Consider the following 13,217-nt stretch of genomic DNA (forward strand, 5'->3'; position numbering starts at 1 on the left):
GCATTGCTAAAGCTTACCTATGCCTTTTTGGCGTTTAATGGCAAATTATAACAGTTTTTTGGACAACTGTCAGCTGTTTTACCGATTTTTATTATTTTTCACAAAAAACCCGTCAGTGTGGAGTGCCGGCGGGTTTGGTTTAAGGGCTTCAGTAAGTTTAAAACTTCATCAATCATGCCACCAATTTTTTGGGCTGCAGTCGTCCGCTTGTGGACACTTCTGCCAGTCCAATAAACGTTTGCTCTGCATACAGTCGCACAAGCAGCGTATCAATAAACTGAGGCAAGCTGTCAATACGGTCTTTGACATTAAGCCTCTGCCCTAATTTTAGCCGCTCGGCCTCACAATCATCAACGCTTAAAATCGGCACATGCGCCATCAAAGCATCCACAGGCAGTAGCCGATCGATTTTTTCGGACAAAGATAGCTCGCTTAGGCGATCAAGGCTCACCGCAGCAGTCACATCAAAACCACCTGTGGCGGTGCGTCTTAGGCTAATCAGGTATCCAAGTGTGCCCAACTGCTCTGCGATGCTCTCGCCCAACACCCGCACATAAGTGCCTTTTGAGCAAATCACCGACAATTCGACCGTTTCATCATCTAGTTTTGTGAGCGTCAGTTGGCGTATGACAATGGGTCTGGCGGCGCGCTCTACATCTATGCCTTCACGGGCGTATTCATATAGTTTTTTGCCGTCTTTTTTTAGGGCAGAATACATGGGCGGTACTTGCATTTGCTCACCTGTTAAGGTGTTGGCGATCTCATCAAGCCTTGACTGATCAAAGCTTAAGATCGCAGCAGTCTTGATGGTCAATCCCTGACGATCACCTGTATCCGTCTTGGCGCCCAACCGAATGAGCGCAGTATAACCTTTGTCAGCGTCCAAGCCGTATTGCGCAAACTTGGTGGCATCACCAAAACAAATCGGTAAAAGCCCAGTCGCCATCGGATCTAGCGTGCCTGTATGACCTGCCTTTTTGGAATCGTGAAGATCGGATTTATACAGATACTTAGCTTTTGCCAAAGCGCTATGTGAGCTGATATCAGCGGGTTTATCCAGCAATAAAATGCCTGAAACCACCGTCTTTTGACTGGGCTGACCCATCATTCATCGCCATCATCAAGATAGTTTTTTTCACTTTCTTGGGTTTTTTGCATGGCTTGCCCTACCAAATTCATCATATGATTGCCATACGCGGTGACTTCGTCATAATGAAATCTTAAACGCGGTGTGGTGCGTGTTTTCATGGTGCGTGCAAGCTCAGTACGCAAAAAACCCGCTGCGCTATTAAGTACTTTTAGGCTTTCTTGGTGCGCTTCACGGTTCATGCCACCGTCTTGACTTGGCTCCAAAATCGTCACATAAATATCTGCATAGCCCAGATCTGGACTGACTTTCACGCTTGAGATGGTCACAAAACCCGTCAAACGCGGATCATTGATCTCATCACGAATCAAAGTCGCCACAGTGCGCTGAATCTGATCGGCAAGACGTTGTAATCTTTGGTTCATAAATATACTCTTAATTTTTCTTAATAATGACTTTTATCAAACAGTCGATCTGACAGTTTCCCAACCTACTGTAAATGGCGTTAGTATAGCTTATTTCGTCCATGAAACCAATGATTCATATTGGCTTGTATGAGCTTTTGATTCAGAATCTTGACTGCACTCGGCTGTCATTAACATCATCACAACATAATTGTCTAAGCAATTATGAAACTTACTCAAACTTACATTGATTTACCTTGGTTGGGAAATGTTTTATCGAACTACAATCATTCTTGACAAAAAACGCTTAGTATAACTGCCGAAATTTCTGCATACTAAATTCATGGCTAAGGTGCTATGCAAACTTAAAATGAATCTTGTTAAGCTAGCGATCCAAAGCCAACATGCGGTCAGTCATGAAGTCGGCTGCATCTGATCAAGACATCACTTAAGAATCACACTGATGTCAAAACAAGAGTAAATTAAGGGAAGGAAAATATTATGAGTAAATTAGTAAGATTATACGACATTGAAACGACCAATCGTGATGTTTTGGGTCAAGATTATTACAATCCAATCGGCAAGACCGCTTATGGCATCAATCAAGAAAAACTCGGCAATGTCGAAGACGCCTTGGTTGAAGTCGATACTGGCAAAATTCGCTATTTGGTCGTAAATGCAGGGGGTTGGTTCTTCTCAAAAGAAGTGCTTGTACCAGCTGGCTTATCGCGCATCGTGGGTGATGAAGTGTATTTTGACAGTCTCACCAAAGAGCAAGTCGAAGCCATGGAGCCATACGACCGTGATTACAGCTACTCTTATGATGAGCAGTACAACAAAGATCGCGCTTTTTATACCGCTGACACCTTGCCAGCAGAAAGCCGTCTTGACCTAGATGAAAGCCACTATAATGCACCAAATACCCTTGAGCTTTTAGAAGAGCGCTTGACAGTTAATAAAGATCGCATTGTGGCAGGTATTGTAAGCCTTGGCAAACATGTCGTGACCGAAGAGCGCCGTGTGGAAGTGGACTTAGAAGAAGAGCACGCACATATTGAGCGCACGGCTGTAGATCGTCCGACCGACCGCCGTATCAATGATACAGGCGCAGACACCATCAGCGTTGAGTTAGAAGCAGAGCGTGCGAATGTGAGCAAACAAACTTATGTCACCGAAGAAGTGACTTTGGGCAAGACTGCCGAGACTCGCACTGAGACCATCTTGGAGACCATTCAGCGCGAAGAGCTTAATGTGGATGACTTGGGTAATGTGGTTGATAGAGATGGCAATGTGGTCAATTATGAAGGTATCACTGCTGATGAAGTACGCCGCGCTCGCGGACTGTGATGATCACGCTTTGACTTATTAACCCAGCAGTCAAAACCAAAAAGTCAGAGTATTCACTCTGACTTTTTTAAATGCTTAATTAAGCCATCATAAAATAAAAGGTCTAAAATCGATAACTCCAAGGAGGCAATCCGTGAATCCACAAAACAATGATCAAATGCTCGAGCTCTTAGAAGAGCGCGCACAGGTGCATAAAGAGCGAGTGAATACAGGGAAAGTCGTTTTATCCAAGCAAGTTAAAACGCGTACCGTCGACATTCCCATCACACTGACCGAAGAGCATCTTGTCATCACCTATCAGCAAGATGATCCACCGCCCAAACTTGATGAGATGACGGCAGATGATCTGGTGAGTATCATCGATCACACAAAAGGCGAGCACGTCCAAATCACCATCAATGGTCAAGTGCACACTTTGACACCCCAAACACCGATAGAGATCATGCTATCTTGTGAGACGGCGACAGTCACCAAAACCGCTCATGCGATTGAAGAAATTCGCCTGGATACCCAAACCATCAGTCGAGAGCAAATCTTTAGTGTGGAACTTCAAAAAGAAGTGCTTGATGTTCAAGAAGGTGAAGACATGCTTAAGCAAAGCATCAATACCACTGATCAAGCCAATCACTAATTAGCGAGCTTTTATCTGATGAAGGCGATCAATCTGTTTTATTTGATGAAGGCGATCAATCTGTATGGCTGACAGTTTCTTTGGTCAATGAGTAAATTTAATTAAACCCCAAATCATAACTCTAAAATAAAAAAGATTGGCCATTTCTACCAATCTTTTTTATTGCTTAAGCATTAATGAACGATCCGCTGATCAGCCGACCCTGCTAAGGTTGTGTTGGCTGACCAGTGATTATTATAGCTCACGCTTAACTTCATGGATTTCAAAGACTTCAATCTTATCGCCGACAGCAACTTCGTAGCCTTTGACCGCAAGACCACACTCCATGCCTGCTTTGACTTCATTGACATCGTCTTTATAGCGGCGCAAGGATTGAAGATGGCCAGTGAAGATAACTTTATCGTCACGCAAGACACGGATTGGCTTGTTGCGATAAATTGTGCCTTCTTGAACCATACAGCCTGCCGCCGCACCAAACTTACTTGAGCGGAACACATCGCGCACCTCAGCAATACCCAAGATCTGTTCACGATGCTCTGGCGCAAGCATACCGCTCATCGCCGCCTTGACATCATCAATGAGTCCATAGATAACGCTGTAGTAGCGAATGTCTAAGCCAGCTTCATCAGCCTTACGCTTACCTGCAGTATCAGCGCGGACGTTGAAACCAAGCAGCACCGCTTCACTTGATTCTGCCAAGATCACATCAGATTCGGTGATCGCGCCGACACCTGAGCTGATGACACGCACTTTGACTTCATCTGTCGATAACTCATCTAGGGCATTTAACAGCGCCTCTAAAGAGCCGCGGACGTCCGTTTTTAGGATAATATTTAAAGTCGCTGCCTCTGCACTGCCCATGCTCTCAAACAAGGTATCTAGGCGCATTTTGTTTTGGCGCTCAAGCACACGCTCACGCTCACGCGCAGCACGAAAATCAGCAACTTCACGCGCTTTTTTCTCATCAGATACCACCAAAAACTCGCTGCCCGCTGCAGGCGCTTCTGGCAGACCCAAAATCTCAACAGGAATCGAAGGACCAGCGGTCTTGATGCGCTGACCATTTTCATCAGTCATGGCGCGAACTTTACCGTAGTATTCGCCTGCCAAAACAAGGTCGCCTTGATTGAGCGTACCGCGCTTGACCAACAAGCTTGCCACAGCACCACGCCCTTTATCCAAGCGTGACTCGATGACCACACCTTGAGCCGCACCATCAACGGGCGCTTCAAGCTCCATCAGCTCAGCTTGGATGCTGATGACTTCTAAGAGCTCATCAATGCCCATACCTGATTTGGCAGAGACTTTGACCATAGGTGTATCGCCGCCCCACTCTTCTGGGATCACTTCTTTGACTGATAGCTCATTGATCACACGGTCAGGGTCGGCGGTGTCTTTATCCATCTTGTTAATCGCAACAATCAGGGGTGTACCTGCCGCACGCGCATGGTCGATGGCTTCTTCAGTTTGTGGCATCATGCCATCATCTGCCGCAACGACAAGCACCACGATATCTGTCGCCTGTGCACCGCGCGAACGCATGGCAGTAAAGGCGGCGTGACCTGGCGTATCCAAGAAAGTAATGACGCCGCGGTCTGTAGTGACATGATACGCACCGATATGCTGCGTAATGCCGCCCGCTTCACCGCTGGCAACCTTGGTGGCACGAATTTTATCCAATAGCGACGTCTTACCATGGTCAACGTGACCCATAATGGTCACAACTGGTGGGCGCGTCTGAACATTGCCTGACTTTTCATCAACCGCCACTTGTAAGTCATCTTCAAGCTGCGTGTCGCTGACTGGAATGAAATTATGTCCAAACTCCTCAATCACCAGTGCGGCGGTCATCTGATCGATGGTGTCAGACTCACGTACCATCTCGCCCATTTTCATCAATGATTTGATGACTTCACGCACTTTGACTGCCATTTTTTGAGCCAAATCAGATAAAACGATACTCTCGCCTACCTCGACATTATGGACAATTTTTTCAACAGGCATCTCAAACTTATGCTTATTGGCTTGAGACGATTTCAAACCTTTTGAGCGAGTTTTGATTTCACGCTCTTCTTGCTGACCTTTGCGACCTTTTTTGGCGCCTCTGCCAGCAGTACCTGCCGCGCCTCGCTTGATTTCGCGGCGCTCTTTTTCAAATGATTCTTCAAGAGCGGCGCCCACCAAGCCATCAGCCAGCGGCGCATCATCTTTGGTGCGAACAATGGCGGCAGTAGTACCATCATCAGTCTCGCTATAGCGAGATGCCATTTGTTTCATCTGCTCTAGCGTGCGTTTTTGGGCTTCTTCAGCAGCCTTACGGCGCGTTTCTGCCTCCATTTGACGCAAACGCTCTTCTTCAGCCTCACGTGCTTCGCGCGCTTTTTTATCAGCGGCAGATTCTTGCTTAACTGGCTTGACGGTCTTTTTCTTCTCAGTTTTTTCTACTTTGTCAGCAGGCTTGACCCCTTCTGGCTTTTTCACCTTTTTGACGACGACTGTGGCGTTAGCTTCACTATTTTTTGCAGGCTCACTGCTTGCACGCATCGCAGCCAAAGTTGCTGCTTGACGCTCGGCGGCTTCTTGCTTGCTACGCTCGGCGGCTTGTTTTTCTTCGGCGGCTTTTAGGCGTGCTTCTTCGGCAGCCTTAGCTTGAGCGGCGATTTCTGCTTCAATCTTAGCAGGATCTGGTTTTTCGTAGACCACTTTTTTAGTGCGCACGACATTGACCGTTTTTGCCTTGCCTGACGTTCCTGTGACTTGAGCAGTTGAAGTGGTTTTAGATTTTAGGCTGATGCGAGATTTTGGTTGCTCGCCGTGGCTTTGCTTTAAAAAAGCCACTAATTTATCTTGCTCGGTATCGGTGACAAGATCGTCTTCATTGCGACTTGGTAGACCGGCATCGGCAAGCTGTTTTAGGATGGTTTCGGTTGTTGTGTTTGAAATTTGTGCAAGTTGTTTAACTGTTTTTGCCATTCATATCACCTAGTTGTTTTGGTTTGGCAAGTGGGCTTGGCATCGCTGCCAAACATTGCCCACTTTGTGTATTGTCTGCCAAACCTTTAGGCTTGGCAAAATTATTTTAATGGCTGCACGCTCATTGCTGTGCGCCTACGACTGCTGCGCCCATGATTACTCGAACCATGATTGGCGCGCTGCCATAATGAATTTACCAGCGCTTTGGCTATCCAAGCCCTCGATATCTTCGATATCAAAAATGGCTTGCTCTGCCAAATCATCCAGCGTAATGATATCGCGCTCAGCCAATTTATAAGCAATCGCTGGCGTCATGTCTTCTAAAGCCAAAAGCTCTGCGCTTGGTTCTTTGATATTTTGCTGTTTGGCAATCTCATCACTGATGATCACTTCTTTGGCACGCTCTTGGATGGCGGCGATGGTTTCATCATCCAAGCCATCAATGTCATAGAACTCTTCTACTGGTGCGTATGCCACGGTTTCGATGTCAGCAAAACCCACTTCCGCCAACACTTCCGCCAAATCGCGATCAAGCTCCAAGCGCTCATAAAACAGGTCAATCACTGCTTGGTTTTCAGAAGCTTGGCGCTCGCTGTATTCAGATTCCAAAATCATGTTCAGCTTATAGCCAGTCAGTTCAGAAGCCAAGCGAACATTTTGACCTTGAGAACCAATAGCACGTGCTAATTGATCATTGGTCGCAAAAATCACTTCAGCTGTTTTGGCATCTTCATCAAGCACAAGACCGCTCACATCAGCAGGCTCAAGCGCACTGATGATATATTGCGCCGGATCTTCATTCCAGACGATGACATCAATGCGCTCACCATCTAGCTCTTGCTGTACTGCTTGAATACGTGTACCACGCATACCAATACACGCACCCACAGGATCGATACGGTGGTCATTGGTTTTTACTGAGATTTTAGCGCGCAGACCAGGCAAGCGAGCCACATCACGAATCTCAATGATCTGCTCGCTGATTTCTGGAACTTCTTTGTTCATCAAGGCAATCAGCATCTCATTATTAGTGCGTGAAAGCATCAGCTGAGGACTACGACCATCGCGATTGACTTGATATAAGATGGCAGAAACTCGGCTTTTGACACGCAATGTCTCACGTGGCAATGTCTGATCTTTTGCCAAATAACCTTCGCCGCCTTCACCCAAATCCACAATGTAAGCATCACGGCTTTGTTTTTTGACTTCACCAGTCACCAGCTCGCCAATACGCGACTCAAACGCATCAGCCACCAAAGCTCTTTCGGCTTCACGAATTTTTTGGATGATCACCTGCTTGGCTTGCGTGGCGGCGATACGACCAAATTCAATCGATTCGATCTGCTCTTCTTTGATATCGCCAATTTGCCATTCATTTTCGTCCAAATCGCTGATCGCAAGCTGACACGCCGGCATCTCATGATCTTCATCAGCAACCACTGTCCAATAACGAAACGTGTCATAGTCGCCCGTTTTACGATCAATGTGTACGCGGATGGCAACTTCAGGCTGCTCGGTATAGACTTTTTTCTTGGTTGAGACGACAAGCGCTTGCTCAATCGCCTCAAAAATATCTTCAGGATTTAGCCCTTTTTCGTTACTGACGGTCTCAACCACAGTCAAAATTTCACGACTCATCTGTAGATCCTTTGGGTTAATTGATATTGATTAATTTTTATGCAATGATTGCATCGCTCAGTCATGCAATCTCATCGGCAGGCATTAGACCAAATACATCAGTCTTCGTACACCAAATGCGCTTTATCCACGCTATCAAAAGCAATGTCAAATTCAAGCTTATCTTCGGTGACAACTGTCATAGTATCTTCACCCACATTCATCAAGCGACCCACCACTTTACGGCGCTTCGTATCGCCGCTGCCAATGGCGTGGATCAGACGCAAATTGATCGTCTCGCCAACATACTCTGCCACCTGCTCACGCGTAAATAAAGGACGGTCAAAACCTGGGCTTGATACTTCTAGGACATATTCGCCAGCGATCGGATCGTGAACATCGAGCACACCAGAAACCTGATGATTGACCGCTGAACAATCCTCGATGGTCACATGCTCGCCTGCCGCTCGATTTTCAGGCAGTGATTCAATATAAATACGCAGTAATGATTTGCGACCTTGAGGCATAAACTCAATACCCCATAAATCGACACCGCAGGCAGCTACCGCAGGGGCAATCAATTCGGTCAGCTCAGCAATTTTGCTTGATGGTTTCATGATTGAATGATAATTCCTAAAATGATGTTTACAAAACGGCGGTCACTCATCACAACAGTCCAATAAAGCGCCGTCATAACATAGTATAACCCATAATGAGCAAGAAGCGTTATTTCGGTGATGAATTTGTTTTAAATACAAAAAAGCCCACATAACACAAGGTTGGTGGGCAATCATAATACCAGCCGACAGCTTAATCTAAAGAATTAAGCTACCTAAGATTACCATCAGGCAACGCTTAGGATTTTAAAAAGTGGTAGCGGGGGCTGGATTTGAACCAACGACCTTCGGGTTATGAGCCCGACGAGCTACCAGACTGCTCCACCCCGCATCAATTTAGAATGCTTATTATATAGATTATCTGGGTAATGTCAAGCGTTTTTTGAAAATTTTTATCTGAGTAATCTGGTTGCCGAGCAACACTATGAATCAGTTATGTTTATCGGTAGTTTTGGCTATTGATAAAAATAAAAAATCTCCAAAGACTTCAGCTGGAGATTTAAAATTTGGTGCGATCGGAGGGACTTGAACCCTCACGCCGTGAAGCACTACCCCCTCAAGATAGCGTGTCTACCAATTCCACCACGATCGCAAAATGTTGGTGTATTCTACCCAAAAAACCTGCCAAGTGCAAGCAAAATCATTGCTTAATTAGCAGGGGTGGGCGGTGCTTCGCTCACCACGGCTGGCACATCTAAGCGCAGCTGATCTTCGGCTTGTTTTTGGGCAAAGTGAGCCAGTGCCAGACTGGTAATAAAAAAAATCGTCGCAAGCACTGCGGTTGTGCGTGTCAAAAAGTTCGCCGACCCTGCTGCGCCAAAGACTGTGCCTGCTGCACCTGAGCCAAAAGATGCACCTGCATCGGCACCTTTACCATGTTGAATCAAGATAAAACCCACCATGACAATGGCAACAATAATATGAATGGCTAAAAGAACTGTAAGCATAAATTTCTCAATCGTGTGGTATGCAAGAAGTAAAACAAACTATGAGGCTGACTCAAATGCAGCAATGATCTGTGTAAAAGTATCCACTTTCAAAGAAGCACCGCCGACCAATGCTCCATCAACACCTTCAGCTTGAGCAAATTCAGCAGCATTTTGCTCATTCACAGACCCGCCATAAAGCACACTCACGCCCTCAAGATGATACGATGCTAAGACTGACTTGATGTGCCTGTGGGTTGTGATGACTTCTTGGACAGTCGGCGTAAGACCTGTGCCAATCGCCCAAACTGGTTCATAAGCAATGATCAGCTTACCGCGCGGCGCATGAATGGCTTGCAATACTGATAATTGATCATCAAGTACCGATAAGGTCTGATTGGCTTGGTATTGCTCTTTGGTTTCACCAATACAAAACACAACGCTCAAATCCGCACCAAAGGCTTGCTTCATTTTTTCAGCCAATAAGGCATTGTCTTCACGATAATAGCTGCGGCGCTCAGAATGCCCAATGATGACAAAGCCTGCGCCCAGATCAGTCAGCTGCTCAGCAGACACATCACCAGTATAAGCCCCTATGCTTTGGGTATGCGCGCAAATATCTTGAGCACCCACCCAGATCGGCGTGCCCGCCAGCACCCCTGAGACGGTCGATAGATGAGCAAAACTCGGTGCACAGCCTACCATGACCGCATCACAGGCTATGCCGCTCAAGCCCTGCGCCAGTTCATGCGCTTCTGACTTGGTTGCTGGGTTTAATTTCCAATTGCCGATGACGCATCTTTGTACATTCATAGTTGTTATCCTTATAACACTTTAAATAAGACAGTCGATGAGCAAATATACCCAAACGAACCTACTATTATAGCCCAACTTAATCAATTTCCCTAAGAATTTTTAAAATTTTATAAACTCAATACCACCAAAATCACCTAATACACCGACTCAAAAGGGGCACAGTTCATCGGTGATTGATGGCAAATCAGCGTAGTTTTAGGGTCATCAGTCCAAGCACCACCAAAATGATGCACACAATATAAAAGCGCGCCACCACTTTGGTTTCTTTGAGTCCAAGTTCTTCAAAATGATGATGTAAAGGCGCCATCAAAAAGATGCGTTTTTTGCGTAAACGATAAGAGCCCACCTGCAAAATTACCGATACCGCTTCAGCGACAAAGATACCGCCCATGATCGCAAATGCCAGCTCTTGGCGAGTCATCACAGCAATGGTACCAAGCATACCCCCAAGACTCAGCGCACCCACATCGCCCATAAAAACATCTGCCGGTGCCGCGTTATACCAAAGAAAGCCCAAGCCTGCACCAATCATCGCAGCACAGACGATGGTAACTTCAGCATTATAAGCAATATAAGGCACGTGCATGTAGTCGGCGAAATTTGGCGAGCCAGAAATATAAGCAAAAACGCCCAAGCCTGCCGCCACCAAAACCACAGGCAAAATCACCAATCCATCTAAGCCATCGGTCAGATTCACCGCATTGGATGAGCCTGCTAAGACAAAATAAGTCGCAATGATAAATCCCAAACCCAGTGGAATCGCCGAAAATGGAATGACAATGTCTTTAAACAGTGGGATCAGCATGTCTTGCATGGCGATCATGGTGGCAGCATCTTGCTGTGTGGCGATATAATACATCGAACAGCCAGCAAACAGCGAACCGACCGACAGCCAAAAATATTTTTTGCGCGCAATCAGTCCTTGGGGGTTTTTGTGCTTGATTTTTAGCCAATCATCTGTCCAGCCGACGGCACCAAAAATGACCATCACCACCATCAAAATCCAAACATAAGGATTACTCAAATCTGCCCATGCCAGCGTTGAGATACCAATTGCCGCCAAGATCAGCACACCGCCCATCGTAGGCGTGCCTTGTTTGGCAAGATGGGTTTTTGGTCCATCATCACGCACGGCTTGACCGTATTTTAAGGTACGCAGATAATTGATCACAGGCTTACCGCCAATAATGACAATGAGCAGTGATGTGATCACCGCAAGCAGTGCACGCAAGGTCAATGAACCAATGGCAATGTCTGTTTGCTGCAATAGCCAATACAACATGAAGTATCCTTAAGTTTCAATGGTTAGAAGCGGTCAAATCAGCGATCAGGCTCTCCATTGCCATACCGCGAGACCCTTTGAATAACATGGTGACAGAACCACCTGATAATAGCTGACGCAAATCATTCAAAAGACTTGGCTTATCTGTATAATGCTTGGCAATCGGCTTTTGTTCATTGATGGCTGCGGTGGTGTGCGCCATGTGATTACCCAAAGTCAATACATGATCAATCTCAAGTAAAGCCAGCTGATGCCCCAGTTTGGCATGCTCATCATCTGCCGCGTCGCCCAGTTCAAAAATATCGCCGAGCACCAGTATCTTGGTGCCCAATTCAGCTTCGAGCACTTTTGCTGCAACAAGCATCGATGTGGGATTGGCATTATAAGTGTCATCAATAACGCTGTGCCCATCCACGGACAGACGCGTCAAGCGACCCTTTGGCGGTGTCGCACGCTCAAGCCCTGTGACAATTTGCTCAAGTGGTACACCCAGAGCAAAAGTCGCCGCAGCCGCCGCCAAAGCATTAGCCACATTATGCTCGCCAATAAATGGTAGATGCACAGGCAAGCTGTCGATTTGGTCAATGTCAATATTGGTATTTAGGCTAAATGTGCTATGAGTGGCAAAAGTTTCGATATCATCAGCAAATAAATCCCCCATCATGAGCACAGAGCTGACACCCTCGGCTTCAAGCATCGTTTGATCCGCTAGCTCAAGTCCTGCTTGCTCAATGGGCACAGTGCGCTCACCAAATGACAACTGCAGCTCTGTAAATTGAGACGCTTCGTTTAACAGCTCTGGATAAAATTCATCTGAAAACGGTAAAATTGCCACGCCTTGATTTGTCAGCGCTGAATAAATCTCCGATTTGGCACGCGCAATATTAGCCCGACCGCCAAATTCGCCCAGATGTGCGGTACCGATGTTCAATATCAGCGCCACATCAGGACGCACCATCGACGCAGTATAGGCAATCTCACCCAGATGATTTGCCCCAAGCTCCAATACCGCAAACCGATGTTCATCGGTCAGCTCAAGCAGCATCATCGGCACGCCAAGATCGTTATTTAAATTACCGCGCGTCATGAGCGTGGGCGCAATCTGACCCAAAATAGACCCAATCATCTCTTTAGTCGTCGTCTTACCACTAGAGCCGGTCAAGGCAACTACCGTCAAATCAGGGTGCGCCTCTCGACGAAATCTGCCCAAATCCCCCAAAGCAAGCTTGGTATCTGCCACCAACAGCTGCGGCATATCACAGTCAACAATGCGCTCAACAATCGCCGCAGACGCCCCTTGCTGATGCGCACTTTGGATAAAATCATGCGCATCAAATCGCTCACCTTTGATCGCCAAAAACACATCACCGGCTTGGATTTGGCGTGTGTCAGTCACGATACGACTGGCGCAAATCTTGGCGCCATCAGCATGGTGCCATTGTCCTTGCGTGGCTTGTTTTAGGGTGTCTTGGCGCCACAGATACGCACTTGGATTTGTCATGTTCTTGCCTTTTTAA

The 13,217-nt window shown here is 46.5% G+C and carries 11 protein-coding genes and 2 tRNA genes; 2 read left to right on the forward strand and 11 right to left on the reverse strand.

The window, feature by feature from the left end; genetic code table 11:
* Nucleotides 1–172: 172 nt before the first annotated feature.
* Both truB and U0021_RS04175 read right to left on the reverse strand, forming a co-directional pair.
* Nucleotides 173–1,105 carry a tRNA pseudouridine(55) synthase TruB gene (truB, locus tag U0021_RS04170; protein ID WP_114800654.1) on the reverse strand — a complete coding sequence of 311 codons (933 nt, stop codon included), beginning with the start codon at nucleotides 1,103–1,105 and terminating at the stop codon, nucleotides 173–175.
* The gene (locus U0021_RS04175; protein WP_114800655.1) at nucleotides 1,105–1,512 is read right to left on the reverse strand and encodes a ribosome-binding factor A; all 408 of its coding nucleotides are present in this window, start codon (nucleotides 1,510–1,512) and stop codon (nucleotides 1,105–1,107) included. The genes truB and U0021_RS04175 overlap by 1 nt, the downstream gene beginning before the upstream one ends.
* Nucleotides 1,513–1,989: 477 nt before the next feature.
* Between U0021_RS04175 and U0021_RS04180 the strand changes: the two genes are divergently transcribed.
* Both U0021_RS04180 and U0021_RS04185 read left to right on the forward strand, forming a co-directional pair.
* Nucleotides 1,990–2,838 (forward strand): DUF2382 domain-containing protein, encoded by an 849-nt coding sequence (locus tag U0021_RS04180; protein WP_205276545.1) that lies wholly within the window; start codon nucleotides 1,990–1,992, stop codon nucleotides 2,836–2,838.
* A 133-nt stretch (nucleotides 2,839–2,971) separates the two neighbouring features.
* On the forward strand, nucleotides 2,972–3,469 hold the full coding sequence (locus U0021_RS04185) for a YsnF/AvaK domain-containing protein (protein WP_227538714.1): 498 nt from the start codon (nucleotides 2,972–2,974) through the stop codon (nucleotides 3,467–3,469).
* Between the two features lie 234 nt (nucleotides 3,470–3,703).
* Here the strand turns inward: U0021_RS04185 and infB are convergent, their stop codons facing one another.
* The 9 genes from infB to U0021_RS04230 form a co-directional block, all read right to left on the reverse strand.
* Nucleotides 3,704–6,442 carry a translation initiation factor IF-2 gene (infB, locus tag U0021_RS04190; RefSeq protein ID WP_114800657.1) on the reverse strand — a complete coding sequence of 913 codons (2,739 nt, stop codon included), beginning with the start codon at nucleotides 6,440–6,442 and terminating at the stop codon, nucleotides 3,704–3,706.
* 156 nt (nucleotides 6,443–6,598) lie between these two features.
* Nucleotides 6,599–8,080 (reverse strand): transcription termination factor NusA, encoded by a 1,482-nt coding sequence (gene nusA / locus U0021_RS04195; RefSeq protein WP_114800658.1) that lies wholly within the window; start codon nucleotides 8,078–8,080, stop codon nucleotides 6,599–6,601.
* 98 nt (nucleotides 8,081–8,178) lie between these two features.
* On the reverse strand, nucleotides 8,179–8,676 hold the full coding sequence (gene rimP / locus U0021_RS04200) for a ribosome maturation factor RimP (RefSeq protein ID WP_114800659.1): 498 nt from the start codon (nucleotides 8,674–8,676) through the stop codon (nucleotides 8,179–8,181).
* Between the two features lie 254 nt (nucleotides 8,677–8,930).
* Nucleotides 8,931–9,007, reverse strand: a tRNA-Met gene (locus U0021_RS04205).
* A gap of 176 nt (nucleotides 9,008–9,183) precedes the next feature.
* Nucleotides 9,184–9,268, reverse strand: a tRNA-Leu gene (locus U0021_RS04210).
* A 55-nt stretch (nucleotides 9,269–9,323) separates the two neighbouring features.
* On the reverse strand, nucleotides 9,324–9,623 hold the full coding sequence (secG, locus tag U0021_RS04215; protein WP_049237214.1) for a preprotein translocase subunit SecG: 300 nt from the start codon (nucleotides 9,621–9,623) through the stop codon (nucleotides 9,324–9,326).
* Between the two features lie 39 nt (nucleotides 9,624–9,662).
* Nucleotides 9,663–10,415: a triose-phosphate isomerase gene (gene tpiA, locus U0021_RS04220; RefSeq protein WP_114800660.1), complete on the reverse strand. Its 753-nt coding sequence runs from the start codon at nucleotides 10,413–10,415 to the stop codon at nucleotides 9,663–9,665.
* 187 nt (nucleotides 10,416–10,602) lie between these two features.
* Nucleotides 10,603–11,700, reverse strand: coding sequence for a phospho-N-acetylmuramoyl-pentapeptide-transferase (gene mraY / locus U0021_RS04225; protein WP_114800661.1), 1,098 nt, complete (start codon nucleotides 11,698–11,700; stop codon nucleotides 10,603–10,605).
* Between the two features lie 16 nt (nucleotides 11,701–11,716).
* On the reverse strand, nucleotides 11,717–13,201 hold the full coding sequence (locus U0021_RS04230) for a UDP-N-acetylmuramoyl-tripeptide--D-alanyl-D-alanine ligase (protein WP_114800662.1): 1,485 nt from the start codon (nucleotides 13,199–13,201) through the stop codon (nucleotides 11,717–11,719).
* Nucleotides 13,202–13,217 lie beyond the last annotated feature (16 nt).

The sequence above is a fragment of the Moraxella canis genome (assembly GCF_034424565.1).
In the GTDB taxonomy this organism is placed as follows: Bacteria; Pseudomonadota; Gammaproteobacteria; order Pseudomonadales; family Moraxellaceae; genus Moraxella; species Moraxella canis.